Source organism: Kitasatospora sp. NPDC015120, assembly GCF_043080305.1.
Taxonomy (GTDB): Bacteria; Actinomycetota; Actinomycetes; order Streptomycetales; family Streptomycetaceae; genus Kitasatospora.
In genome coordinates this window covers 236503-260948 of the sequence record NZ_JBIBVJ010000003.1, presented here as the reverse complement: position 1 = coordinate 260948, position 24446 = coordinate 236503, and the positions used below count along the sequence as shown (strand labels likewise).

Sequence of the window (24446 nt, the reverse complement as noted above, 5' to 3'; positions counted from 1 at the left end):
CCGCCGGAGAGCGAGGAGTTCACCATGGGCACGGACGACAACGGCACGGACGACGGCGGGCGGGGGCGCCCCTTCGTGATCGTCGGCGCCTCCCTCGGGGGCGCGAAGGCCGCGCAGGCGCTGCGCGAGGCCGGGCACACCGGGGGCATCGTGCTGATCGGCGACGAGCACGAGCGCCCCTACGAGCGCCCGCCGCTGTCCAAGGGCTATCTCCTCGGCACGACGGCCCGGGAGAAGATCTACGTCCATCCGCCGCAGTGGTACGCCGAGAACGACGTGACGCTGCGGCTCGGGACCGCGGTGGTCGCGATCGACCCGGCCGCGCACACCGTGACGCTGGCCGACGACGGGCGGGTGGAGTACGCGAAGCTGCTGCTGACCACCGGCTCGTCGCCGCGCCGGCTGCCGGTGCCCGGTGCGGACCAGGAGGGCGTGCACTACCTGCGCCGGGTGGAGGACAGCGAGCGGATCCGCGAGGCGTTCCGCGCGGGCGCCCGGGTGGTGGTGGTCGGCGCGGGCTGGATCGGGCTGGAGACGGCGGCCGCGGCGCGGGCGGCGGGCGCCGAGGTGACGGTGCTGGAGGTGGCCGAGCTGCCGCTGCTGCGGGTGCTGGGCCGCGAGGTGGCGCAGGTCTTCGCCGATCTGCACCGCGACCACGGGGTGGAGCTGCGGTTCGGCGCCCGGGTCGCGGAGCTGACCGGCACCGACGGCCGGGTGAGCGGGGTGCGGCTGGCGGACGGCACGACGGTGCCGGCGGACGCGGTGGTGGTGGGCATCGGCATCGCCCCGGACACCGCCCTCGCCGAGGCGGCCGGCCTGGAGGTCGACAACGGCGTCAAGACCGACCAGTACCTGCGCACCTCCGACCCGGACATCCACGCGGCGGGCGACGTCGCCAACGCCTACCACCCGCTGTTCGGCCGTCACCTGCGGGTCGAGCACTGGGCGAACGCCCTCAACCAGCCGCAGACCGCCGCCCGCGCGATGCTCGGCGAGGACGCCGTGTACGACCGCGTTCCCTACTTCTTCTCGGACCAGTACGACCTGGGCATGGAGTACGTCGGCTGGGTGGAGCCGGGCGGCTACGACCGGGTGGTGTTCCGGGGCGACCCGGCCACCCGCGAGTTCATCGCCTTCTGGCTCTCCGGGGGCCGCGTCCTGGCCGGCATGAACGTGAACGTCTGGGACGTCACCGACCCCGTCCGCGATCTCGTCCGCTCCGGCCGCGCGGTCGACCTGAAGGCCCTCGCCGACCCCGCCGTCCCCCTCACCGACCTCTGAGCCGGGAGCGCGGCACGGCGCGGAGCCCCCGACGGCAGGTGCTGCCGCCGGGGGCTCCGCGCGTTCCTCCGCCGCCGGGCGGCTCCTCGGGAACTGCTGACCGCCCTGGTGCTGATCGCGGCCGGGCTCGGCCTCCTGGGCCGGGTGTCGGCGGACGGCGGCTACCTCACCGACGTGCTGCCCGCCACCCTGCCCCTGGGCATCGGCTTCGGCATGGCGATGCCCGCGCCGGCGGGCCTGGCCATGCCGGGCGCGACCCCGGAGGACTCCGGCCCCGCCTCGGGCAGGTTCAACACCCTCCAGCAGGTCGGTGCCGCCCTCGGGCCGGCGGTCCTCAGCACCCTGGCCGCCTCGCGCACCGACGGCCTGCCCGCCCACGGGGCGCCCGCCGGGACCGCCTACGCCGGCGGCCACCAGCTCGCCTTCCGGATCGCCGCCTGCTTCGTCCTCGGCGCCGCGGTGGTCGCGATGACGGTGCTGCGCACCCCGGCGAAGCCGTCCGCCGCGCCGGTGGTCGCGGCGCGGCCGGCGAAGGACGCCGCCGAGGTCTGAGCCGGGCGCCCGGCAACCGGACGGCCCGCCCGCGGAAGGCTGTTTCCGCGGGCGGGCCGTTCGGATCCTCAGGGGGCCCTCCTCAGGTCGTCGACCTCAGGTCGTCGTCCTCAGGCGGCCGGCCGGGTGTCAGGCGACGGGCGGGAAGGCCTCGGCGTCCGGCTTCAGCAGCTGGCCGGGGGCCGGGGCCTTCTGGTTCACCAGGTAGTCGGTGACCAGCTTGCCCAGCTCCTTGCTGCGGCCGACGGCGCAGTGCTCGACCACGTCGACCGAGACCAGCACCGCGTTGCCCAGCTGGCGCTGCATGCGCTGGGAGAAGGTGTAGTTGGTGGCCGGGTCGTAGAGGTTGCCGACGACCAGCACCGGGGTGGCGGTCTTCTTGCCCCACGGGCCGGTGAAGCGCTCGGCGTCACGGGCCGGGGCCGGCCAGGTGGAGCAGGTGGGGCCGTCGAAGGCCTGGTAACGGCCGAAGGTCGGCGACTCCTTCTCCCACTTCTTCGCCACGTTGACGAAGCTCCACGGGTCGGACGGGTACGGCTTGTCCTGGCAGTTGACGCCGTAGTAGGAGTCGTCGCCCGAGTACGGGGTCTCCGGCAGGGCCTCGCGCAGCGCGTTCGGCACCGTGGTCGCGAGCACCTTGGCGTCCTCGACGGCGGCCGGGTCGGCCGTCGCCGGGGCGGCCAGGCCCTGGGCGGCGGCCGGCGCCTGGATCACCGAGTACAGCGCCTGGAGGGACTTGGCCAGCGGCGCCTGGCGGCTCTGCGAGTACAGGGCGTTGGCGACCTGGCTGGTGAAGCTGGAGAGGGTGACCTGGGTGCCGTCCGGCAGGGTGACCGGGCTGGTGCGCAGGTGGTCGCGGACGGTGTCGAACTTGGTGCGGGTGTCGCCGTCGCCGAAGGCGCAGCGCGGGGCGCCGGCGGCCTGGCAGCGCTTGAGGTACTCGGCGAGGGAGACCTCGAAGCCGGTGGCGCGCTGGCGGTCGTACTCGACGCCGTTGTGCATCCGCAGGTTGGGGTCGACGTTGCCGTCGACGATCAGCGTGCGGACCTTGTCCGGGTACATGCCGGCGTAGGTGGCGCCGATCAGGGTGCCGTAGGAGAAGCCGGCGAAGTTGAGCTTGGCGTCGCCGACGGCCCGGCGCATCCGGTCGAGGTCGCGGACCACGTTGATGGTCGACATGTGCTCGATGAGCGGGCCGGCGTTGCGCGAGCAGGCGTCGGTGTAGTCCTCGGTGGCGTCGATGGTCCGGGCTATCTCGGCCCTGGTCACCGGGACGCCGGTCATCCGGTCGTTGACGGCGGCGGCCTCCTCGTCGGTGGTGAAGCACTTGAGGGGGTTGCTGCGGGCCACGCCGCGCGGGTCGAAGCCGACCAGGTCGAAGCGGTCCTGGACGTCCTTGCCGAAGCGGGTGGTGGTGGCCCAGAGGTAGCCGCTGCCGCCCGGGCCGCCGGGGTTGAGGAACAGCGAGCCGATCCGCTTGGCCGGGTCGCTCGCGCGCCGGCGCATCATCGCGATGCCGACGGTCTCGCCGTTCGGGTGGTCGTAGTCGAGCGGCACCTGGTAGACGGCGCAGTCGTAGATCTTGGGGTCCGGCTGGGTCGGATCGGGATTGCACGGCTTCCAGTCGACCGGTGCCACCTTGGCCTCGGCGGCCGGGCCGGGGGCCGGTGCGGCGACGGCCGCGGCGGCCGAGCCGGCGACGAGGGCGAGGGCACTGGTGACCGCCAGTGCCGCGCTGGTGATACGGGACACGAAACCTCCTCCGGTTCTGCAAACCCGGACAGCCTGTCAGCCCGCGATCAACAGGGGAAGACGTGTGCGACCGGAGATTCTTGCGGGACCGGCCGGAAGGGGCGTCAATCCCCTCTCAGGGGGACGGATTGACGGGAAACAGTGCGGTGGGTGGCCGAAGATCATCATTCACCGTATGGCCTGGCAGGCCCTCCGGCCGCCGGCAGGCCCCGGTGAGCGCCCCGGTGGTGACCGGGGCCCGCCACGGGCGGTCCCGCCCGGCCCGGCGCACGGCGGGGCCCATCGCGCAGCCGGCGGCCAGGAAGAGTCCGCCGAGCAGCAGCCAGCCCGGGCCGCCGCCCTCCAGCAGCAGGGTGGTCAGCAGCAGTGGTCCGGCGGTGCGGGCCACCGCCACACCGGTGCCGAAGAAGCCCTGGTACTGCCCGAGCCGGTCGGCCGGGGCGAGGTCGAAGGCGATCTGCCAGGACCCGGCGGACTGCTTCATCTCCCCGGCCACCTGGAGCACCGCGCCGGCCACCAGCAGTGCTCCCGTCGCCCAGAGCGGGACGGTCGCGGCGGAGAGCGCGAACACCGCGCAGGAGGCGAGCAGCAGCACCCCGGCCTGCCGGACGGTGCGGGCGGCCGAGCGCAGGCCGGTGACCGCGCGGGCGGTGCGGACCTGGAAGAGCGTCACGCCCAGGGTGTTGAGGACGAACAGCGCCGAGCCGAGCCAGCCGAGCTGCGGGGCCCGGTCGGCGATCCACAGCGGGATCACCAGGCTGAGCAGCGGCATCCGCAGCAGCAGGACGGTGTTGACCAGGGCCACGACCACGTAGCGGCGGTCCGCCAGCACCGCGAACCCGCCGCCCCGGCCCGGCCGGCCGCCCGCCGCCCCGCCGGAGGGCATCGCCGCGGGCGCCGTCGCGGCTGCCGTCGCGGGGGTGACCGCCGGCAGCCGGAGCAGCAGCAGGCCGGTCGCCAGGAATCCCGCGGCGGTCAGCGCGAACGCGGCGAGGAAGGCCTCCCCGGTCCCGACCGTCAGTGCGACGCCGCCGAGCGCGGCGCCCACCGCCAGCCCGGCGTTGAGGACGGCCTGCAGCCGGGCGAGCGCCGCCGTCCGCTCCCCCTCCGGGACGAGCCCGCCGACCAGCGCCTGCCGGGCCGCGCCCAGCCCGGACTGCGCGGTGGCGTAGAGGCAGGCGGCGGCCAGGAACGGCAGGAAGGAGCGGACCGCCAGGAACGAGGCCACCACCACCGCCGTGCCGAGCGCGAGCGCCGCCGCCGTACCGCGTGGTCCGCGCCGGTCGGCGAGGTGGCCGAGCGGCACCCCGGCGAGCGAACCGACCGCCCAGGCCACCGCGAGGCCGAGGCCGAGCCGGGCGGGCGGAAGGCCGACGATCCGGGTGAAGTACAGCGCCGAGCTGGTGTAGTACGCGCCGTCGCCGATCGCGCTCACCAACTGGGCGACGGCGAGGGTGCGTGGGGCCGAGGAGGCGGGGCGGGGGCGGAACGGCACGGTTCTCCCTGGGTGACGGGCTGACGGGGTGACGGGGCGCCGGCGCGACGGGGCACCGGGGCACCGGGGTGACGGGGCGTCGGGGTGACGGGGCGTCGGGGAACCCCCAGTCTCGGTCGGCGGCGGACCGTTCAACAGGGCCAGTAGCGGCCGATGATCTTGGGCCACTTCGGTCCGCCGCGGCGCCCGGCACCCCGTCGGGCGCCGGCCCGCGCCTCCGTCCGCCCCTTTCGCCGGGCGTGCGCCCCCGGGCCTGCCGTCACCCGGACGGCGGTACCTCGCGCCGCGCCCGGCGCCTCCCGCGCCCTCCGTGTCCGTCCCGTCCGCCATCCGGTCACCTGTCCGACGGCCTGCCGGAAAGCCGTGTTGACCGGCCAGTAGGGCCCTCCTATGCTCGTCCGCGTTCTCGTCCGCGATCGTGGACACGACCAGAGGCCACGTCCGGAAGAGGTGCACGCCCCGCGTGCGCCGTCCGGCACCGGGACGGGACCGCCGCGGCTCCCGCCCGGCGGGAGCCGTCACCCGGCGAGAAGGGCTCTCCCCATCAGCACCTCCACCGCGCCCCCGGGCGGCACCGGCCCCGCCGCCGAGCCGCGGGCCACCGCCACGGCCCGCCGCCGCTTCCTGACCTACCTGCTCGCCGCGCCGACCCTCACCGTCGCCGCCCGGGCCGCACTGGACGCCGCGGCCCCCGCCGCCGCCGCCCGGGCCGCCGAGGCCACCGGGGCCGGGGAAGCCGCCGGCGGGAGCGGGACGGCCGGCGGGAGCGGGGCCCCCGCCTCGCCGCTGCTCGGCCTGCCCGGCATCCCCGACATCGTCGACCTCGGCCAGGCCCTCCAGGTCGCCGGGCTGCCCACCGCGCACCTGCTCGTCCTGGAGATCACCGCCGCCGGCCGCGCCGTCCTCCACCTGCCCCGCCTGGAGGTCGGCCAGGGCCTCACCACCACGGTCGCGATGATGGTCGCCGAGGAGCTCGACGCCCGGCTGACCGACGTCGACGTCCCGCTCTCCGACAGCCGCCCCGATCTGCTGTTCAATCAGCTCACCGGCGCCTCCAACTCGGTGCGCACCCTCTACGACCCGGTACGGGCCGTGGCCGCCGCCGCCCGCGCCCGGCTGGTCACCGCGGCCGCCCTGCGCTGGTCGCTGCCGGCCGGCACCCTGCGCACCGCCGACTCCGCCGTGCTCGCCCCCGACGGCCGCCGCGCCGGGTACGGCGAACTCGCCGCCGCGGCCGCCGCCCTCGGGGCACCCGCCGTCCCCGCCAACCCGAAGCCGGACGGGCAGCGCCGGGTGATCGGCCGTCCCACCGGCCGGATCGACGCCCGCGACATCGTCACCGGCCGTGCCCGGTACACCGGCGACCTCGCCGTGCCCGGCGCGGTGCCGACCGTCGTCGCCCGCCCCACCACCATCAACGGCACCCTGGCCACCCTGGACGCGTCCGCCGCCCGCGCCATGCCCGGGGTGCTCGCCGTGGTGACCGTCCCGAGCGGGGTCGCCGTCCTCGCCGAAACGTTCGACCAGGCGCTCCGGGCCCGCGACGCGCTGCGCACCAGCTGGCACCCCGGGCCGGTCGCCGCGCTCTCCGACGCCGACATCCGCCGACAGCTCCGCGCCGCGCACGCGCCGTTCCTGGTGCCGCCGCTGCTCACCCAGTACGTGGACGGCGAGTTCGACTTCGCCTTCGTCAACCACGCGCCGATGGAGGTGCTGACGGCGATCGCCGACGTCCGCCCCCACCGGGCCGAGCTCTGGTTCGCCGCGCAGACGCCGGTCGTCGCCCAGCAGACCATCGCCGCCGAACTCGGCCTGCCGCAGGACGCGGTGACCGTCCACGTGGTGCGCGGCGGCGGATCGTTCGGCCGGCGGCTGTTCTACGACGCCGCGCTGGAGGCCGCGCAGATCTCCCGCGCGGCCGGCCGCCCGGTCAAGCTGATGTGGACCCGCAACGACGACATGCGCCACGGCCGGATGCGCCCCGCCACCCACCACCGGATCCGCGCCACGTACGGGCTCGGCCAGGTGCTCAGCTACGAGCACCGCGCCGCCACCGTGCGGACCGACTTCGGCCACGGCCTCGGCGAGGCGCTCACCGCCGCCGGCTTCCAGCTCCAGGTCGCCGGGCTCTCGGTCGCCCAGGCGTTCTTCCTGCTCAGCCAGAACAACCCGTACGACGTCGGCATCCCCACCCAGGTGCTCTCCGAGGTGCCGCTCGCGATCCCCACCGGCAGCTGGCGCTCCGTCTACTCCGGCACCGTGCGGGTGGCCGACGAGATCATGACGGACGAGCTGGCCCGCCGCTTCGGCGAGGACCCGGTGGCCTTCCGCCGCGCCCGGCTGCGCGACACGGCCGGCCGGGCCGTCCTGGACACCGTCGCCCGGGCCGGCCGCTGGGGCCGCGCCATGCCGCCCGGCCGGGCCCAGGGCATCGGCTACCACGCGGAGAACGGCGGCCGCACCGCCTACCTGGTCGAACTCGACGCCTCGGAGCCCACCCGGCCCCGGGTCACCAGGGCCGTGATCGCCGCCGACCTCGGCACGGTGATCAACCCGACCGGGCTGGAGGCCCAGCTGACCGGCGCACTGATCGACGGCATCTCGGTGATCCTGCAGGCCGGCAACCACATCGACCACGGCGCCGTCCGCGAGGGCAGCTACGGCGACTTCCACTACGCGCGGCAGAAGCACAGCCCGCCGGTGGTCGAGATCCACCTGCTGCCGCCGAGCGGACCGCCCGGCGGCGCGGGCGAACTGGGCGTCCCGGCGGCCTCGGCGGCGGTCGCCAACGCCTACGCCCGGGCGACCGGCACCGCCCCGCGCTCCTTCCCGGTCAACTTCTGACCCCGCCGCCCACGCCCCCGCTCCGCCCCGACCCCGAGGAAGCGCGCCGCCGATGCCGAGCCACACCTTCGTCCTCAACGGCCGACCGGTCACCGTCGAGGCCCCGGACGACATGCCGCTGCTCTGGGTGCTGCGCGACAAGCTCGGCGTCACCGGGCCCAAGTACGGCTGCGGGGTCGGCGTCTGCCGCGCCTGCACCAGCCATCTGGACGGCGAGGAGGTCCAGCCCTGCATCGTGCCGGTCAAGGACTGCGCGGACCGCCGGGTCACCACCATCGAGGGCCTCGCCGACGGCGACACCCTGCACCCCGTCCAGGAGGCCTGGCTGGAGTGCGACGTCGCCCAGTGCGGCTTCTGCCAGCCCGGCCAGATCATGACGGCGGTCGCCCTGCTGCGCCGCACCCCGGCACCCACCGACGCCGACATCGACCAGATCCAGAACATCTGCCGCTGCGGCAGCTACCCGCGGATCCGCGAGGCCATCAAGCGCGCCGCCGCCCGGGCCGCCACGGGGCGCTGAGGAGCCGTCGTCGCACCCCCGTCGTCCGCCCGCAGGGCGGGGGTTTGACGACGGACCCTAGGACTGGTCCCAGGCGTCGACGGTGAGCAGCGCGTCCGGCGGGCAGGCGGCGATCCGCCCGGCGTGCAGCTCGCGCGGGCGGTGGCCGGCGCCCGCGCCGGTGTCGAACGCCGAGCCGTCGGCGAGCAGCGGCAGGACGTCGCCGGCCCGGGCGGTGTAGCGCAGGGGGTAGCCGTCGAAGCGCAGCTGGTCGGCGCGGCCGGCCGCGGCCAGGTCGGCGATCCAGTCCAGGCCGCCGAGCCCGGTCTCCCACTTGGCGAGGACCTCGCCCTCGGCCTCCCCCTCGGCCGGAGCCGTGACCACGAACCACCATCCGAGCATGCGAGCCTCCCCCCGCGGTGCCCACTGCACCACGGGGGGAGGCTACGCCACCCGGCCGGTCAGGGGGTGAGGACCAGCCGGATCGGGTTGCCCCGCTTCTGCTCCAGGGCCTCGACCGCCTCGGCGGCCCGGGCCAGCGGGAAGGTGCCGCTCACCGAGCGGGCGAAGTCCAGGCGGCCGCCGCGGACCAGGTCGACCAGGTCCACGACGTCCTTGCCCTCCGAGCCGTAGTGGCCGCGGATCTGCTGGCGCAGGTAGCTGACGAGGGTGCCGTTGGTGATGGTCAGCGGCTGGTTGGTCAGGCCGACCAGCACCAGGCGGCCGTGCTCGCCGAGCGCGGCCATCGCCTGCTCGCGCACCGGGGCCACCCCGGCGAAGTCGAACGCGGCGGCCAGCGGACGGCCCCGGGTCGCGGTCCGCAGCCGGTCGGCGAACTCCGGGTCGCCCGGGCCGAGCGCGGCGTCGGCGCCGAAGGCCAGCGCCCGCTCGCGGGCGGCGGGCAGCGGGTCGACCGCCACGATCGGGTGGGCGCCGATGCTGCGCAGCAGCTGGACGCCGTGGGCGCCGAGTCCGCCCACGCCCCAGACGCCGACGGCCTCGGCCGGGCGGACGGCGCCGGTGCCGGTGATCGCGGCCCAGGGGGTGGAGACCGCGTCCGGGATGAAGCAGGCCTGCTCGAAGGGCAGCTCGTCGGGGATCGGCACCAGCGTGTCCACGGTGGCCAGCGCGTACTCGGCCCAGCCGCCGTCGTAGTCGACGCCCCGGGTGAGGACGACGCCGTCCCTGGTCTCCCCGGCCTGGAGCAGCACCCGGTCGCCGACCGCGGCGGTGGTGACGCCCTCGCCCAGGCTGTGCACGGTGCCCGCGACCTCGTGGCCGAGGGTGACCTTGTCGCCCCGCAGGTGCAGCGGCTTGAGCATGCCCTCGATCAGGTGGACGTCGGAGAGGCAGACGCCGGCGGCGCCGACCTTGATGAGGACCTGGCCCGGCCCCGGCGCGGGCACCGGCACCTCTTCCACGGCGAAGGCGCCCTTCGCGACGTTGAGCCGGCCGGCGAGCATCGTGGCGGTCATCCCTGTTCCCTTCCACAGGGGTGGCGCGGTCGGCGGCCGCACCATCCAACTTACTTGTTGTTCGACAAGCAAGTTCCACTCTAGCATGGTGGTATGCCCACGCACGATTCCCCGACAGCCCCCTCCCCCGCGCCGGCGGAGCACCCCGGGCCGGCGCGCCGCACCCAGGCCGAACGGCGCGCGCGAGCCGAGCACGCGCTGCTCGCCGCCGCCGCACGCCTGGTCGCCGAGCACGGCAGCGCCGGGGTGACCCTCGCCCGGGTCGGCGAGGAGGCGGGCTTCAGTCGCGGCCTGGCCTCGCACTACTTCGGCTCCAAGGGCGCCCTGCTCGCCCGGCTCCAGGAGGAGGCGCTCGCCGAGGCGATGGCCGCCGCCGCGCCGGAGCGCAGCGGCGCGGGCGCCGTGCAGGAGTTGTGCGCCTTCGCCCAGGCGTGCCTCGACGGCGTGCGGCACCCGACCGACCTCGGCCGGGCCTTCGTCGTGCTGGGCGCCGAGGCGCTCGCCGGCTCCTCCGAACTCACCGACGCCGTCGCCCGGCTGGACGCCCGGATGCGCGCCTGGGCGGCCGAGGTGGTCCGCCAGGGCGTGGCCGAGGGCGAGGTGCGGCCGGAGGTCGACCCGGACGTGGCCGCGACGGCGGTGGTCGGCCTGCTCAAGGGCCTGATCGTCCAGGCCGCCACCGCCCCCGGCGCCCTCCCCCTCGACCGCGCCACCGCCGAGGCCCAGCGCTGGATCCGCCTCGCCCTCACCGGCGCCTGACCCGCCACCACCCGGAACGCGCGACGAGCGAGCAGCGGCGAACGGCGAACGACGGCCCGTGGGGCGCCCCTGGCCCCCGGGCGGCGGTCGCCCCTAGGGTGATCCGACGTCACAAGCGTGGACCCGAGGGGTGGATGACGATGATCCGGCGCCGTTCGCTGCTGACCGCCGCAGGGCTCGGAGGTGTGGCGCTCGCGCTGCCCGCCTCGGCCGCCGGGGCCGCGCCGCCCGGGCCGGGCGGCGCCCCGGCGCCGGTCGGCCTTCCGGCGCCGGTCGGCCTTCCGGCGCCGGTCGGCCTTCCGGCGCCGACCGCGGGGCGCCCCGTCGGCACGGTGTCGCTGCACCTCGTCGACGAGGGCCGGCAGGACCCGTTCGCCCCCGCACCGCGGCCGCGCGAGCTGATGGTGCAGCTCTGGTACCCCGCGGCGGGCGCCGCCGGGCGCCCGCGCGCGCCGTACACCACGGCGCGCGTGGCGGAGGTGATGGAGCAGGACTCCTTCCTGGACCCGGGAACCCTCACCCGGCTGCGCCCCACGGCGCGGACCGGCGCGCCGGCGCTCCCGGGCGCGCTGCCGTTGCTGCTGCTCGGCCACGGCCGCAAGGGCGGGCGCAGCAACTGCACGGCGCTGGCGGAGGACCTGGCCGCGCACGGCTACCTGGTCGCCTCGCTCGACCACACCTACGACGCATCCGCCGTCGAGTTCCCGGACGGCCGGGTGGTGCGCAGCGTGCTGGAGGACGAGCCGGCCGACTGGGACGCCGCCGAGCGGAAGGAGGTCGCCGCCCGGGTCGCCGACCTCCGCTTCGTCGCCTCGGAACTGACCGCCGGCCGCCCGGCGCTCCGGCAGCCGGGGCTGCCGTCCGCCGACCCGCGGCGGATCGGCGTGTTCGGGCACTCGATGGGCGGTGCGGCCGCCGCCGAGGCCGTGCGGCAGGACCGCCGGTTCGCGGCCGGGCTCGACCTGGACGGCGGCTTCTTCGGCTCGCCGGTGGCGGACGAGGGGCTGGACCGGCCGTTCCTGCTGATCACCTCCCTGGCCGACCACTACACCTGGAAGCGCTGGCGCTCCCACCAGCAGGGCTGGGGGCGGCAGTTGCACCAGCGCGACTCCGGTCACCTCAGCTTCACCGACCGGCCGTACTCGGCCGGGCCGGGCCACGCCGCCGACCGCATGCCGGCCGAGCTCTACGCCGCGCTGTTCGGCACCATCAGCCCGGCGCGTTCCACCGCGCTCGCCCGCGCCTATGTGCGCGCGCACTTCGACCGCTTCCTGCGCGGGCGCCCGTCGCCGCTGCTGGACGCGCCCTCCCCGCGCTACCCGGAGATGTCCTTCGTCTGGAGCCGCGGCTGAGCCGCCCTACCCGGCGGCCCACGGGTCGCGGCCGAAGAACGCGGCGAGCCGGTCGTACACCGGCGCGTCCTCGGCGACCGCGACCTCCGGGCCGAAGGCGTGCCGCTCCTCGTCGCTCCCCCGGTACTCCGGCCGCAGCGCGCCGCGGCCCCAGGCGAGCGAGGCCTCGGCCACCTCGTGGTCCAGCCCGGCCGTGGACTGGCCGGTGGCCCGGGCGAGGTCCCAGGCGTGCACGGCGAACTCGGCGGTCTGCTGGTCCACCGGGAAGCGGGCCGGCAGCTCGCCGCCGCCGGGGAGCTCGATGACGCCGTCGAGGTCCCCGGCCTCGCGCCAGGCGGCCACCAGCCGTTCGGCGCCGGATTCGAAGCGGTGCAGCCAGTCGTCCTCGACCCGCTCGAAGGGCTCCGCCCAGTCGGGCGTGCCGCCCTCCGCCCGGACGGTGAACTGCCGCAGGTCGTGCAGCAGATGGCTGATCAGCCGGCCGACGTCCCACGACCGGCACGCCGTCGGGTGGCCGGCCAGTTCGGCGCCGACGCCGTCGATCAGGCCGGCCGTCTGGGCGAGGGCACGGGCGAGCAGCTCGATCGGGTCTTCCGTTCCGGTCATGACCCACCTCTCCGTCGTCGGGGCCGCACCGGCCCGCGCTCGGGACCCGTGCGCCGGTGCGCGCCGTCGGCACGCGCCCGCCCACAGGGTCTGACCGGCCGATCGTAGACGGAGGCACCGGCGGCCGGCCCGGAGCAACACCCCGGGCCGGCCGCCGGTGCGGCGGGTCAGGCGGCGAAACCGCCGTCCACGGCGATCTCGGCGCCGGTGATGTAGCGGCCCTCCTCGCCCGCCAGGTGGGCGACGGTCGCGGCGACGTCGGACGGCCGGCCGTAGCCGCCGAGCGCGGTGAAGCCGGCCTGGAACGCGGCGGACGGACCGTCCGCCGGGTTCATGTCGGTGTCGATCGGGCCGGGGTGGACCAGGTTGACGGTGATCCCGCGCGGGCCCAGCTCACGCGCCAGCGCCTTGGTGAGCCCGGTCATCGCGGCCTTGCTGGTGGCGTAGAGGCTGCCGCCGGGGAACGCGGCCCGCTGGGCCATGCAGCTGCCGATGGTCACGATCCGGCCGCCTTCGGTCAGCCGGGACGCGGCGGCCTGGGCGTACAGGTACGGCGCCCGGACGTTGACCTCCAGCACCCGGTCGACGTCCGCCGGGCCGGTCTCCTCGATCGGCCCGACGAAGCCGGCCCCGGCGTTGTTGACCAGGATGTCGAGCCGCCCGAACCGCTCGGCGACGGCCGCGACGGCCGCGCGCACCTCCTGCGGGTCCGCGCTGTCGGCCCGGACCGCCCAGCCGCGCCGGCCCATCGCGGTGATCTTGGCCGCGACCGCCTCGGCCCGTTCGGCGCCGCCCAGGTAGGTCACCGCCACATCGGCGCCCTCCTCGGCGAGCCGCAGCGCCACGGCCTCTCCGATCCCCCGGCTGCCGCCGGTCACCAGGGCAGCCTTGCCGTCGAGCTTCGCGGGCGTGGTCGTCGTCATGGTGTCAGAACTCCTCAGGTCGTTCGCGGACATGACTCGATCCTCGGCCCGCGGGACCTGCGGTTCCGGCGGTATTCGGACGTCGCGTTCAACGTTCAACTACCGTCGGTCCGGCACGGCTCCGGCTCTTCCGCGTGCACGCCGCACGGCCGCCCCCGGGGGCCGGGGCGGCCGTGCGGGACCCCGGGCAGGGGGTGCCGGGGAGTGCGGGGTCGGCCGGAGGGAGTTCCGGACGGCGTCAGAAGGACAGGGTCTGGCCCGGGAAGATCAGGTCCGGGTTGGTCCCGATCACCTTGAGGTTCTTGGCGTGCAGCCCGGCCGGGCCGAGGCCGAACTTGGCCGCGATGCTGCTCAGGGTGTCACCGCTGCGGACGGTGTAGCTCGCACCCGTGGAGGGCGCGGCGGGCGCGGCAGGCGCGGCGGGCTTGGCGGCGCCCTGCGAGGAGCCCTGGGACGGCGCCTGGGACGGCGCCCTGCGGGCCGGCGGCTTCTGGGCCGGGGCGGCCTTGGCCGGCTGCTGCGCCTGGGGCGCCGGGGCGGGGGCGTCGGCGACGGCGGGCGCGCCGCCCCGGTTGAGGCCGGCCTTGGCCGAGCAGACCGGCCAGGCGCCCGGCCCCTGCTTGGCCAGGACCTTCTCGGCGACCGAGATCTGCTGCTCGCGGCTCGCCTGGTGGGCCTGCGGGGCGTACGCGGTGCCGCCGTACGCCCGCCAGGTGGACGGGGTGAACTGGAGTCCGCCGTAGAAGCCGTTGCCGGTGCTGATGCTCCAGTTGCCGCCGCTCTCGCACCGGGCGACGGCGTCCCAGGAGGAGGTGGGGGCGGCCGAGGCCGAGGTGGCCGTGACGAGGCCGGCCACCGGCAGCGCCGCCACGGCGGCGCCCGCCGCGACAGCCAGCCGGACCCGGTTGCGCCTGGCGGTGCCGTTGGTGCCGGAGGTGGAGCTGTCGACGGTGGTGGAAGCGGCGGTCTCGTGACGGGGATTCATGGAAGTCCTCTCGACAAGCCCCGGGCAGGCGTGCGGAACCAGGCCCCTGCCGGGGCCGGTTGTCGCTCCCTCACTCGATGGGCGGCCGGGCACGTGTCCGACGTGCCGCGCCGCCCCGGCCACCCTCCGCTCGCCGACGGCCTGTTCGAGCCGGTCGCGTCGACGGGCACCGCCCTCGCGCCGGTGGTCAGTCGGCGGGCCGTGCGTCGGGGGTGAACCCGGGTGGTGCTCGTTGCACCGCCAAAGAAGCTAAGGGCGGCCGCCGGGCCGTATCAAGCAATTCTTGGACGCCGCAGGTCAGTTGACGGTTACCGGCGGTATCGATCATGTAATCGACCGGGAAACGACCGGCTTTGACCGTATTTCCCGGCCCAAACGGTCGAAATCCGTGCCGTCACTCACACCCGGCCGGCCGCCCCGCCGGCCCCGTCGTCGACAAATCGCTACGGCCGCCTGACGCGCCGTCACCGCACGGATCGGAGTTCCCGATTCCATCCGCCGTCGATGTGGCGTTCACCACCTCCGCTACGCAGCGTCAGCGAAAAATCGCTCAGCGCATGGCACACGATCCGTCCGGGTACGGACCGAACGGGGCCCGGGGACCGTCTCAGCCGGCGCCGTCCAGCCCCGCGTCCCGGGCCAGCAACGCCGCCTGCACCCGGTTGTCGCACCCCAGCTTGGCCAGGATCCGGCTGACGTAGGTCTTCACCGTCGCCTCGCTCATGTGGATCCGGGCGCCGGCGTCCGCGTTGGACAGACCCTCCCCGAGCAGCGCCAGGACCTCCAGCTCGCGTTCGGTCAGCACCTCCAGCCGCTGCCGGGCCCGCGCCCCGCGGGCCGCGGCCGGCCCGGCGTGCCCGCCCGCCAGCGAGTCCACGATGTGCCGGGTCGCGGCGGGCGACAGGAAGGCGTGCCCGGTGGCCGCCGCCCGGACGGCCTGGATCAGCTCGGCCGGCGCGGTGTCCTTCAACAGGAAACCCGCGCCCCCGTCGCTCACGGCGCGCAACACGTTCTCGCGCTCTCCGAAGGTGGTGAGGATCAGCGCCCGCGCGCCGGGGGCGGCCCTCGGCAGCTCGGCGAGCGCCGTCAGCCCGTCCATCACCGGCATCTGGATGTCCAGCAGGACGACGTCCGCCCGGTGCGCCCGGGCCAGTTCCAGCGCCTGCCGGCCGTCGGCGGCCTCCGCCACCACGTCGATGTCGTCGGCGGAGGACAGGATCATCCTGATCCCGGCCCGGATGAGCGGCTCGTCGTCGGCGACGAGGACTCGGATCACTGCTGGTCATCCCCTTGCGCTGGTCCTGACGGCGCGCCACCGGAACGGCCGGCGGCGCCGGGGACCATCCTCACACCCGCCCCGGTCACTGCTTCACCCGGTAGTGCTGCTTGTCGGCCAGCACGCCGTCCCTGAAGCAGAACCGGATGGCGCTCTCCTCGTCCCAGGAGTCCCCCGTGCCGTCGGAGAGGAAGTAGTGGCAGACCGACCCCTCCGGCGGGGTCGGGCCGGTGCCCCGCAGGTTGTCGGTGAAGAAGGAGCTGCCGGGCGGCAGCCGCCGCTTCACCGCCTCCTCCGGGGTGCCGACCTGGATCTGCTCGTAGACCGACTGCTTCACCGTGGAGTCCTGGGCGGAGCGGACGAACCCGACGATGCCCCAGACCAGCAGTCCCAGGAGCACCAGCAGCACCGCGACACCGCCCACCGCGCAGCCGATCGCCGGGCTGCGCCGCTTCGCCGGAGCGGCCCCGGCCGGCGGCACGCCGTCGAGCGCCCAGGCGGGCGCCCCTTCCGCGCTCCACGCGCCGTCCGCGCCGGTGTCCGCCTCCGCGCTCCCGGGGCCGGCAGGTCCCTCCGCGCCCTCGTAGGGCAGCACGGCCGCCAGCCGGAACCCGGCCTCCGCCGTCGGACCGGCGTGCACCATGCCGCCCACCAGCCGGGCCCGCTCGCGCAGACCGGTCAGCCCCTGGCCGCCGCTGACCGCCGACCCCGCGCCGCCGGCGCGCACCCCCGCCGGCTCGGGCGCCGCCGGGTTCACCACCTCCACCACCAGCGCGTCCGGCTCGTAGCGCAGGGCGACCGTGATCGGCGCGCCGGGAGCGTGCTTGTGCGCATTGGTGAGCGCCTCCTGAACGACCCGGTACGCCGCGTGACCGGCGGACGCGGTCAGCGCACGGCGCTCACCGTCCCGGACCAGGGCGACGACGGTGCCCGCCGCCCGGGAGGAGGCGACCAGCCCCTCGATCCCGTCCACCCCGCCCGTCCCGGCGCCCCCGGCGCCCGCCGCGGCCGCCGGCGAACCGGCCCCCGCCGGCGCGGCGCCCGGCGCGGACGGCGCCGCCGTCGACTCGTCGTGCAGCACCCCCACCACCTCGCGCAGCTCGCGCATCGCCGCGACCGCCGCCAGCCGCAGCACCCCGACCGCCTCCCGCTGCCGGTCGGTGAGGGTCCGGTCCACCTCCAGCGCCCCGGTGTGCACCGAGATCAGGGCCAGCTGGTGGCCCAGGCTGTCGTGCATGTCCTGGGCGATCCGGTGCCGCTCGCGCAGCCGCGCCTGGTGCGCGACCATCGTGCGCTCGCGCAGCAGCTGCGCGTTGCGCTCGCGCAGCGCGTCCAGCAGCTCCCGGCGCTGCGCCCGGTAGCGGCCCCAGAGCGCGGGCAGCACGGCGAACAGCAGGTAGCCGCCCAGCGAGAACCCGACGATGACCTTGGCCGGCAGCTCACCGGCGTCCTTCGTCACGCCCAGCGCCGTCATCAGCAGCCAGCCGACGGCGAAGGAGCCGACCAGCACCCCGACCCGGCGCACCCGGGCCCCGGCCGACCAGCCGGCGCAGACCATCAGCGGCAGCGGCCCGCCGCCGAACCCGCTGGCCGCCGCGGTCAGCACCAGCACCGGCGCGGGCAGCCCGCGGCGCAGGAGGAAGAGGACGGCGACCGCCGCCCCCATCTCCGGCGCCAGGCCGGAGCGGCTGGCCACCTCGATCAGCGCGGCGAGCCCGCCGAGCAGCAGCGCGCCCACCGCCTCGCGGACCACGGTCCCGAACCGCCAGGGCCCGGGCAGCGCCGTCCGTACCGCCTTCGACCAGGCCCTCGCTATGACGTCCACCCGTCGAGGCTAACGAAGCGGCCGCGCCGGCCACCGCCACCGTTCGTCGCGACCGGGGCCGACGAAAGTCGCTGCGCCGCGGCCCCGGGGGGGTCCCGCCGACGCGCTCACCGGTGGGCGCTCACCGGTAGGCGGTGAGCATCAACGCGATGTCGTCCACCCGGTGCGTCGAGCCCAGCTCGTGCAGCACCCGCTCGGCCAGCCCGTCCGGCCCCTCCGCCGCCGGCCGGCCGGCGGCGGGGCCCGCCAGCGCGGCGCACAGCCGCTCCACCCCCACGTCGATCGCCGCCGACGCGTCCTCGACCAGCCCGTCCGTGTACAGCGCGAGCACCGAGCCGGGTTCCAGCGTCAACGGGCTGACCGGGTACGAGGCCGCCGCGTCCACGCCGAGCAGCGGCCCGCCGGGCACCTCCAGCGCCTCCGCCCGCCCGTCCGGATGGCGCAGCACCGGCGGCACGTGCCCGGCCCGGACGACCAGGGCGGTGCCGTCCCCGGGAGTGAGCCGCACCAGGCAGCAGCTGGCCAGCAGCCCGGGGTCGAGGTCGAGCAGCAGCTGGTTGGTGCGGGCCAGCACCTCGTCCGGCGGGTGGCCGCCGGTGGCGAAGGCGCGCACCGCGCTGCGCAGCTGGCCCATGGTGGCGGCCGCGCCGACGCTGTGGCCCTCGACGTCCCCGATGACCAGGCAGAGGTCGCTGCCGGTGACGATGGCGTCGTACCAGTCGCCGCCGATCTCCATGCCCTGGGTGCCCGGCAGGTAGCGGGCCGCGATCCGGACCTGCTCCACGCGCGGCAGCCGGTGCGGGAGCAGCGCCTGCTGGAGGCCGCGGGCCAGGGTGAACTCGGCGTCGTACAGCCGGGCCCGCTCCAGCGCCTGGGCGATGAACCCGGCCAGCGCGGTGAGCAGCGCGCGCTCCTCCGGGGTGAAGACCCGGGGCCGGTCGAAGCCCAGGATGCAGCTGCCGACCGGGTGACCGGAGGCGATCAGCGGCAGGAACGCCCATGCCCCCATGTCGTCCAGGGTGAGTCCGGGATAGGCGGCGGCCAGTTCGTCGACGGATTCGAAGAAGATCGGGGTGCCGCTGCTGATCGTCTCCGCTCCGGGCACCCGGGCAGCGGCCGGGATGCCCTCGAAGCGGTCCAGGAAGCCGTCGGGGTAGCCGCTCTCCGAGACCAGGTGCAGCCGTTGGTCCCGCACCGCGTAGATGGCGAGCTCCTGCCCGCCGAGTGCCGGCAGGATCTGGTCGGCCACCGCCCGGAACACCTCGCGGGCGGTGACCGCCTCGCTCAGCGCGCTGGCCAGCTGGAGCAGGTGGTACATCGCGCCGAGGCCGGTCCAGGCGCCGGGCGGGGCGGGTTCGGCGGGCGGGGCGGCGGCGTCCGGCGGCGGTTCGGCGGCGACCACCCGGCCGGTGACGCCGTGCGCGTCGGGATAGAGGGAGAACGCCAGCCAGCTGTCCGGCGGGCGCAGCGCGAGGAAGGCGGTGGGCTGCTGGGAGAGCAGCGCGGCCCGGTAGCGGTTCTCGTACACCGGGTCGGAGAGCCACGGCAGCACCTGCCAGGGCTGGTGGCCGACGAGGTCCTCGCGGCGGGCCCGGAGCAGCAGCTCGACGCTGTGGTTGGCGTAGGTGATCCGGCCGTCCGGGTCGAGCGAGAAGACGCCTTCGCGCAGCCGCTCCACGGCGGCGGCCGCGGCGGTGCCGGTCCGGGTGTCGAGGACGGCGCCGACCAGCCGGCCCCAGGTGTCCGGGCGGTCGTGCGGCACCCGGGCCCAGAGCTCCACGGGATAGGGGTGGCCGTCGCGGTCCAGCACCCGCAGCCGGGCGGCGAGCACCCGGTCGCCGTCGAGGGCGGTGCGCACGGCGGCCCGGAACTCGGGCAGGTCGCCGGGGGCGATCCGGGCGGAGAGGGTGTCGGCGCGGCCGTCGAAGTCGCCGGGGGCCAGGCCGAAGATCTCGCAGAACTGGTCGTCGGCGGTGACCGCGCCGGCCAGCACGTCCCAGTCGAACAGGCCCACCCGGGTGGTCGGCGCGGACGGCGGGGTGAGTTCCACGACCGTGGTGTCGCCGTTGGGCTCCACCGGCCGGCCGTCCGCCGCCAGCCCGGCCAGGCCGGCGGCCAGCCGGTCGGCGACGGCGCGCAGGTGGCGGCGCGCGCCCTCGGGCACGCCGTCGCCCGAGGCCGGCCACAGCACGCCCAGCACCCCGTAGGTCTCCTCGCCCGCCCGGACCGGGACCCAGGCGGAGGCGAAGTCGTACGGCAGGCCGAGGGCGAACTGCGGGAAGCGCCGCATGGTGTCCTCGGTGTCGGCGAGCAGCACCGTGCGGCCGGTGCGGTAGCCGACCGCGACCGGCAGCGGCCCGGCGGCGGCGATCCGCCGGAACGGGCCGAGGACGGACAGCGGCACGCCCGCGACGGCGCACAGCACCAGTGAGCGGCGGTCGCGGGAGCGCAGGTGGAGGGTGGCGCCGTGGGCGTCCGTGCCGCCGAGCACCGTGCGCACGGCGGAGGTCACCAGGGTGTCCCGGTCGCGGACCAGCTGCTCCTGCGGGGACGGCGCGGCGTGCTCGTGCAGGCGGTGCGGGCCGGGTCGCCCCGCCCGGGCACCGCCGCCGCTCGGTCGCGGACCGGGCGGGTCCGCGGGCACACCCTCGCGCATCTTCCCTTGCTACGCCGGGCCCCGGGGGCTGTCAAGGCGAGCCCCCGGCCCGCCCCGGGGTGCCCGCCGGCCCCCGGCGCGCGACCATCGACCCCATGACGCCCCGCTCCTCCGGCCCCGGCCCGACCACCGTGGTCAACCTCAAGGGCCACCGCGACGACCCCGCGTTCGCCGACGTGGTCTACGTCGGCCGGGCGATGCACCGCGGCGGCTGGCACCTCGACGCCTCCCCGCTGCACTGCCCCTACCGCCCCGGCCCCGGCCTCTCGCGCGAGGAGATGCTGGTCAGGTACCGCGACCACCTGCTCGGCCACCCCGAGCTGCTCGCCCTCGTCCCGGGACTGCGCGGCCACCGGCTGGGCTGCTGGTGCGCGCCCCTGCCCTGCCACGCCGACGTCCTCGCCGACCTCGCCGACCACGGCCTCCCCGGCCGCCCCACCCGGCCGCCGGCCCCGGGCGACGACCGGGGGACGGAGCGCTGACTTGGGTATTCTCCCTGGACAGCGCAGCGCGAAACGGCTGCCCCGGGGGAGACGAGTAGCGACGTATGGGGACCACACCGTCCGAGGGTCCGGCGGGTGAGGCGTCCTGGCAGTGGGACGGGGACGACGGGGACCGCGCCGCCGGTGCCCCCGGTGACGTGCTGACCGGGGGTGCGGATAGCGACGGCGGCGGGCCGTGGACCACCCGGCGACGGCTGCTCACCGGGGCCGGGGTGCTGGCGGCGGGTGCCGCCGTCTGGGGGGTGTCGCGCTCCCTCGGCGGTTCGCGGCCCGCGCCGCCGAAGCCGCAGCCGCTGCCCACCCGGGTCGGCGGGCCGGAGCCGGCGTGGGTCCACCGCGGTTCCGAGCCGATGACGCCGGGCCGGCTGAACGGCCGGCTGTTCGCCCCCGTCTACGTCTCCCGCGGCGGTGTGCGGCTGCTCGACCCGGCGACCGGGGACGTCACCGCCACCGTGGAGGCGGGCCCGCCGAAGGGCTTTCCGGACGACTCCCCGCTGGTCGTCGGCGCGGGCCGGCTGTTCACCGCCTCGCCGGGCCACGTCGACGCCCGGACGCTGGTGGGCCCCGCCGCCGGCTGGAGCCTGCCGCTGCCCGCGGAGCTGGGCGACCTGATCACCCTGTACGGCTGCGACGGCCGGCTGGTGTACGGCTCGGTCGCCACCAGGGGCACCCTGCGCCGCAGCCTGTTCGCGGTGGAGGCGACCGGCAACGCCCTGGTCTGGTCCCGCCCGGCCGCCGAGCGCGGGGAGACCTCGGTCACCGTGCTCGACACCGGCGCCGGCCGGCTGCTCACCGTGGACGGCGACCCCTCGGCCGGTGTCTCGCTGCTGGACGGCACCACCGGCCGCCCGCTGTGGACCGCGGAGAACAGCGGGACCGCCTGGTCCGGCGTCGACCAGCGGCACGTCTACCTCCCGGCCGGCTCGGGGGGCGTCCGGGCGCTGCGGCTGGAGGACGGCTCGCCGCGCTGGTCGGTGCTCCCCCCGGCCGGTGAGGAGTGGCGGGCGCTGCCGCCGGTGAGCGACGACTTCCGGCTGTACGTGCTGCGCGACAACGGGCTGGTCACCGCCCACGCGGCGGACGGCGGCGAGGAGGTCTGGCGGCTGCGGCTGCCGTTCCGGCTGGACCGTCGCTGCCGCCCGCTGCTGACCAGCACGACCCTGGTGGTGCCGGGCCCGGCCGACGCGGGCGTGCACTTCGTCGCGACGGAGTCCGGGCGGGCGTTCACGACCTTCACCGACTCCGGTCCCGGGGTCGACGTCTGGTCGGTCGCCAGCGACGGCACCCGGCTGTTCGCGGGCCACGACAGCACGCTCTACTGCCTGGGCGCGCTGCCCGTGCCGTGAACGCCGGGGGCGTTCGACGACGAGCGCCGGCCCTCCCGGTCCGCGCCGCCGGATCCCGCGCCGCCCCGGAACCCCCCGCCGTCCCCGACCGCAGGATGATGCCGTGTCGATTCGCCCGATCTCGCCCGACCGTCTCGTCGAGCTGCTCGCCGACCGGATCACCGCGCTGCCCGGAGCCGGGGACCGGTGGCTGCGGGTGGCCGTGGACGGCGCCGCGGCCGCCCGGCCGGAGGTGCTCGCGGACGCCCTGGTCGAGCCGTTGCGGCTGCGCGGGCTGCCGGCGCTGCGGGTCTCGGCGGCGGGCTTCCTGCGCCCGGCCTCGGTCCGGCTGGAGTACGGCCGGTACGACGCGGACGCCTTCCACGACCTCTGGCTGGACGACGGCGCACTGCTGCGCGAGGTGCTGGACCCGCTGGAGCCGGGCGGCTCCGGCCGGGTGCTGCCCTCGCTGTGGGACCCGGTGACCGACCGCGCCACCCGCGCGCCGTACACCGAGCTGGCGCCCGGCGGGGTGCTGCTGCTGGACGGCGCGCTGCTGCTGGGCCGGTGGCTGCCGCTGGAGCTGACGGTCCACCTGGCGCTCTCCCCCGCGGCGCTGGCCCGGCGGACCGCGCCGCAGGAGCAGTGGACGCTGCCCGCCTTCGCCCGTTACGAGGCCGAGACCGGACCGGCCGGGGCGGCCGACCTCACCGTCCGGCTGGACGACCCGCGCCACCCTGCCCTGGTCGAACGCTCCTGACGGGGGCGCGGCCCGGCCCTCAGCGCCCGCGCCGTCCGGGCGGGCCCGGCCGGACCGCCGGGGCCGGGCCGCGCTGGCAGGACGGGCACCAGTAGGCGGGCCGCTCCCGCGGCGCCGCGCCGTGGTCCGCGGTCAGCACCGTGGCACCGCAGCGCGCACAGGGCCGGCCGGCCCGGCCGTAGACCCACTGCTGGTGGCCGCGCCGGGTGTCACCGGTGGTGACGTGGCCGGAGCGCAGCCGGTTGGCGTCCAGCAGCTGGTGGGCGCGGGCCACCAGGCGGTCGGCGCTCGCCAGTTCGCCGACCGGCGTCCACGGGGTGACACCGGCCAGGTAGCAGAGCTCGTTGGCGTACACGTTGCCGATGCCGGCCAGGTTGCGCTGGTCGAGGAGGGCCTCGGCGACCGGCCGCCCGGGATGGGCGAGCAGCCGGCGGACCGCCTCGGCCGGGTCCCAGTCGGGCCCGAGGAGGTCCGGCCCGAGGTGGCCGACGGCGCGCTGCTCGTCGGTGGTGCGCAGCAGTTCGACGACGGGCAGCCGGTAGCCGACGGCGGTGCCGCGCTCGGTGCCGAGGACGGCGCGGACCTGGTGGAGCGGCGCGCCGGTCCACCGTTCGCCGGGGCGGAAGACGACCCAGCGGCCGTCCATCCGCAGATGGGTGTGCAGGGTGAGGCCTCCCTCCAGGCGGGCGAGCAGGTGCTTGCCGCGCGGGACGACCTCCAGCACCCGCCGCCCGGCGAGGTCGGCGGTGGCGTGGGCGGGCACCCGCAGCTCGCCGGTGGTCAGCACCTGCCCGGCGAGGGCGGCGTGCAGGCGGGCCGCCGCGCGGTAGACGGAGTCACCTTCTGGCATGCCTCCATCCTCCCCCCGCCCGGCGGCCCGTCGCAGGTGCGCCTACGCCGCGGCCTCCTCGCCGCCCGCGCCGTGGCGGACCACGACCACCGGGCAGGGGGCGTGCTCGGTGAGGTGGCGGCTGACCGAGCCGAGCAGGGCGCCGGTGAATCCGCCCAGGCCGCGGCTGCCGACCACGACCAGCGCGGCGCCGCGTGCCGCCTCCAGCAGGGCCTGGGCGGCGTTGCCGGGGACCACCGACTCGGTGATCCGCACGTCGGACCGGTCGCCGACGGTCTTGGCGACGGTGTCGGAGAGGGTCTTGCCGGCCAGTTCCTCGGGGTTGAACTCGGGGGCGGGCACGCTCGCCCCGGCCCATCCGTAGAACGCCGGGTACTCCCACGCGGCGACGGTGTGGACGGTGCCGCCGCTCAGCCGGGCGTAGTCGACCGCCCAGCGCAGCGCCCGTTCCGAGGCGGGCGAGCCGTCCACACCGACGACGATCCTGGGGTTCGCGCTGTTGGCCATGCCGCTGCTCCTTGCTCGACGTGCTCCCTTGCCCTCCAAACATAGATCAACGGGGACATTTGTCCGCCAATTGCCGCGCCGATCGGTTCGCACACCTCCGAAACGGGTGCCGGCGGGGGGGGGGGGGCCCCCCCCCCCCCCCCCCCGGCGCCCCGCCCCCCCCCCCCGGGGGGGGCGGGGGGGGGGGGGGCCCCCGGGGCCGCCCCCCCCGCGCCCCGGCC

General features: G+C 76.5%; 21 protein-coding genes. 9 read left to right on the top strand and 12 right to left on the bottom strand.

Going from position 1 to position 24446, the window contains the following annotated elements; all coding sequences use genetic code 11:
* Nucleotides 1–24: 24 nt before the first annotated feature.
* Both ACF1AK_RS09885 and ACF1AK_RS09880 read left to right on the top strand, forming a co-directional pair.
* The gene (locus ACF1AK_RS09885; protein WP_391498246.1) at nt 25–1281 is read left to right on the top strand and encodes an NAD(P)/FAD-dependent oxidoreductase; all 1257 of its coding nucleotides are present in this window, start codon (nt 25–27) and stop codon (nt 1279–1281) included.
* A gap of 108 nt (nt 1282–1389) precedes the next feature.
* Entirely contained in the window at nt 1390–1833 is a 444-nt protein-coding gene (locus ACF1AK_RS09880) for a hypothetical protein (protein ID WP_391498245.1), read from the top strand.
* A gap of 129 nt (nt 1834–1962) precedes the next feature.
* On the opposite strand, the gene ACF1AK_RS09875 is transcribed toward ACF1AK_RS09880, so the two are convergent.
* On the bottom strand, nt 1963–3585 hold the full coding sequence (locus ACF1AK_RS09875; protein ID WP_391498244.1) for an alpha/beta hydrolase: 1623 nt from the start codon (nt 3583–3585) through the stop codon (nt 1963–1965).
* Between the two features lie 115 nt (nt 3586–3700).
* Nucleotides 3701–5080, bottom strand: a complete 1380-nt coding sequence (locus ACF1AK_RS09870; protein ID WP_391498243.1) for an MFS transporter — start codon at nt 5078–5080, stop codon at nt 3701–3703.
* Nucleotides 5081–5530: 450 nt separating this feature from the next.
* On the opposite strand from ACF1AK_RS09870, the gene ACF1AK_RS09865 reads away from it, so the two are divergent.
* Nucleotides 5531–7924, top strand: a complete 2394-nt coding sequence (locus ACF1AK_RS09865; protein WP_391498242.1) for a molybdopterin cofactor-binding domain-containing protein — start codon at nt 5531–5533, stop codon at nt 7922–7924.
* Between the two features lie 52 nt (nt 7925–7976).
* Nucleotides 7977–8444, top strand: a complete 468-nt coding sequence (locus tag ACF1AK_RS09860; RefSeq protein ID WP_391498241.1) for a (2Fe-2S)-binding protein — start codon at nt 7977–7979, stop codon at nt 8442–8444.
* A gap of 57 nt (nt 8445–8501) precedes the next feature.
* Here ACF1AK_RS09860 and ACF1AK_RS09855 read toward each other — a convergent pair whose 3' ends face one another.
* Nucleotides 8502–8825 carry a hypothetical protein gene (locus ACF1AK_RS09855; protein ID WP_391498240.1) on the bottom strand — a complete coding sequence of 108 codons (324 nt, stop codon included), beginning with the start codon at nt 8823–8825 and terminating at the stop codon, nt 8502–8504.
* Between the two features lie 59 nt (nt 8826–8884).
* On the bottom strand, nt 8885–9898 hold the full coding sequence (locus ACF1AK_RS09850) for a zinc-binding dehydrogenase (protein ID WP_391498239.1): 1014 nt from the start codon (nt 9896–9898) through the stop codon (nt 8885–8887).
* Between the two features lie 93 nt (nt 9899–9991).
* On the opposite strand from ACF1AK_RS09850, the gene ACF1AK_RS09845 reads away from it, so the two are divergent.
* Nucleotides 9992–10657, top strand: a complete 666-nt coding sequence (locus tag ACF1AK_RS09845) for a TetR/AcrR family transcriptional regulator (protein WP_391498238.1) — start codon at nt 9992–9994, stop codon at nt 10655–10657.
* A gap of 134 nt (nt 10658–10791) precedes the next feature.
* The gene (locus ACF1AK_RS09840; RefSeq protein WP_391498237.1) at nt 10792–12009 is read left to right on the top strand and encodes an alpha/beta hydrolase; all 1218 of its coding nucleotides are present in this window, start codon (nt 10792–10794) and stop codon (nt 12007–12009) included.
* Nucleotides 12010–12015: 6 nt separating this feature from the next.
* Here the strand turns inward: ACF1AK_RS09840 and ACF1AK_RS09835 are convergent, their stop codons facing one another.
* The 6 genes from ACF1AK_RS09835 to ACF1AK_RS09810 form a co-directional block, all read right to left on the bottom strand.
* Entirely contained in the window at nt 12016–12615 is a 600-nt protein-coding gene (locus tag ACF1AK_RS09835) for a TIGR03086 family metal-binding protein (protein WP_391498236.1), read from the bottom strand.
* 167 nt (nt 12616–12782) lie between these two features.
* Entirely contained in the window at nt 12783–13571 is a 789-nt protein-coding gene (locus tag ACF1AK_RS09830; RefSeq protein WP_391498235.1) for an SDR family NAD(P)-dependent oxidoreductase, read from the bottom strand.
* Between the two features lie 205 nt (nt 13572–13776).
* Complete coding sequence (locus ACF1AK_RS09825; RefSeq protein ID WP_391498234.1) at nt 13777–14523, bottom strand: transglycosylase family protein; 747 nt, start codon at nt 14521–14523, stop codon at nt 13777–13779.
* Between the two features lie 607 nt (nt 14524–15130).
* Nucleotides 15131–15799 carry a response regulator gene (locus tag ACF1AK_RS09820; RefSeq protein ID WP_391498233.1) on the bottom strand — a complete coding sequence of 223 codons (669 nt, stop codon included), beginning with the start codon at nt 15797–15799 and terminating at the stop codon, nt 15131–15133.
* Between the two features lie 85 nt (nt 15800–15884).
* Nucleotides 15885–17624 (bottom strand): sensor histidine kinase, encoded by a 1740-nt coding sequence (locus tag ACF1AK_RS09815; protein WP_391498232.1) that lies wholly within the window; start codon nt 17622–17624, stop codon nt 15885–15887.
* Nucleotides 17625–17745: 121 nt separating this feature from the next.
* Nucleotides 17746–20280: a SpoIIE family protein phosphatase gene (locus ACF1AK_RS09810; RefSeq protein ID WP_391498231.1), complete on the bottom strand. Its 2535-nt coding sequence runs from the start codon at nt 20278–20280 to the stop codon at nt 17746–17748.
* A gap of 95 nt (nt 20281–20375) precedes the next feature.
* Between ACF1AK_RS09810 and ACF1AK_RS09805 the strand changes: the two genes are divergently transcribed.
* From ACF1AK_RS09805 to ACF1AK_RS09795, 3 genes are all read left to right on the top strand, one after another.
* Nucleotides 20376–20762, top strand: a complete 387-nt coding sequence (locus ACF1AK_RS09805; protein ID WP_391498230.1) for a DUF4326 domain-containing protein — start codon at nt 20376–20378, stop codon at nt 20760–20762.
* A 65-nt stretch (nt 20763–20827) separates the two neighbouring features.
* Entirely contained in the window at nt 20828–22129 is a 1302-nt protein-coding gene (locus ACF1AK_RS09800) for a PQQ-binding-like beta-propeller repeat protein (protein WP_391498229.1), read from the top strand.
* A 103-nt stretch (nt 22130–22232) separates the two neighbouring features.
* Nucleotides 22233–22868 (top strand): uridine kinase, encoded by a 636-nt coding sequence (locus ACF1AK_RS09795; protein WP_391498228.1) that lies wholly within the window; start codon nt 22233–22235, stop codon nt 22866–22868.
* Between the two features lie 19 nt (nt 22869–22887).
* Here the strand turns inward: ACF1AK_RS09795 and ACF1AK_RS09790 are convergent, their stop codons facing one another.
* Nucleotides 22888–23718, bottom strand: a complete 831-nt coding sequence (locus ACF1AK_RS09790; protein WP_391498227.1) for a DNA-formamidopyrimidine glycosylase family protein — start codon at nt 23716–23718, stop codon at nt 22888–22890.
* 42 nt (nt 23719–23760) lie between these two features.
* Complete coding sequence (locus ACF1AK_RS09785) at nt 23761–24225, bottom strand: universal stress protein (RefSeq protein ID WP_391498226.1); 465 nt, start codon at nt 24223–24225, stop codon at nt 23761–23763.
* Nucleotides 24226–24446 lie beyond the last annotated feature (221 nt).

What these genes read in the sequence shown, in the direction of transcription:
- ACF1AK_RS09845 (WP_391498238.1), top strand. Translation starts at nt 9,992, where the DNA reads ATGCCCACGCACGATTCCCCGACAGCCCCCTCCCCCGCGCCGGCGGAG.
- ACF1AK_RS09850 (WP_391498239.1), bottom strand. Translation starts at nt 9,898, where the DNA reads ATGACCGCCACGATGCTCGCCGGCCGGCTCAACGTCGCGAAGGGCGCC.
- ACF1AK_RS09835 (WP_391498236.1), bottom strand. Translation starts at nt 12,615, where the DNA reads ATGACCGGAACGGAAGACCCGATCGAGCTGCTCGCCCGTGCCCTCGCC.
- ACF1AK_RS09830 (WP_391498235.1), bottom strand. Translation starts at nt 13,571, where the DNA reads ATGTCCGCGAACGACCTGAGGAGTTCTGACACCATGACGACGACCACG.
- ACF1AK_RS09805 (WP_391498230.1), top strand. Translation starts at nt 20,376, where the DNA reads ATGACGCCCCGCTCCTCCGGCCCCGGCCCGACCACCGTGGTCAACCTC.
- ACF1AK_RS09860 (WP_391498241.1), top strand. Translation starts at nt 7,977, where the DNA reads ATGCCGAGCCACACCTTCGTCCTCAACGGCCGACCGGTCACCGTCGAG.
- ACF1AK_RS09885 (WP_391498246.1), top strand. Translation starts at nt 25, where the DNA reads ATGGGCACGGACGACAACGGCACGGACGACGGCGGGCGGGGGCGCCCC.
- ACF1AK_RS09840 (WP_391498237.1), top strand. Translation starts at nt 10,792, where the DNA reads ATGACGATGATCCGGCGCCGTTCGCTGCTGACCGCCGCAGGGCTCGGA.
- ACF1AK_RS09785 (WP_391498226.1), bottom strand. Translation starts at nt 24,225, where the DNA reads ATGGCCAACAGCGCGAACCCCAGGATCGTCGTCGGTGTGGACGGCTCG.
- ACF1AK_RS09855 (WP_391498240.1), bottom strand. Translation starts at nt 8,825, where the DNA reads ATGCTCGGATGGTGGTTCGTGGTCACGGCTCCGGCCGAGGGGGAGGCC.
- ACF1AK_RS09790 (WP_391498227.1), bottom strand. Translation starts at nt 23,718, where the DNA reads ATGCCAGAAGGTGACTCCGTCTACCGCGCGGCGGCCCGCCTGCACGCC.
- ACF1AK_RS09825 (WP_391498234.1), bottom strand. Translation starts at nt 14,523, where the DNA reads ATGAATCCCCGTCACGAGACCGCCGCTTCCACCACCGTCGACAGCTCC.
- ACF1AK_RS09800 (WP_391498229.1), top strand. Translation starts at nt 20,828, where the DNA reads ATGGGGACCACACCGTCCGAGGGTCCGGCGGGTGAGGCGTCCTGGCAG.
- ACF1AK_RS09810 (WP_391498231.1), bottom strand. Translation starts at nt 20,280, where the DNA reads ATGCGCGAGGGTGTGCCCGCGGACCCGCCCGGTCCGCGACCGAGCGGC.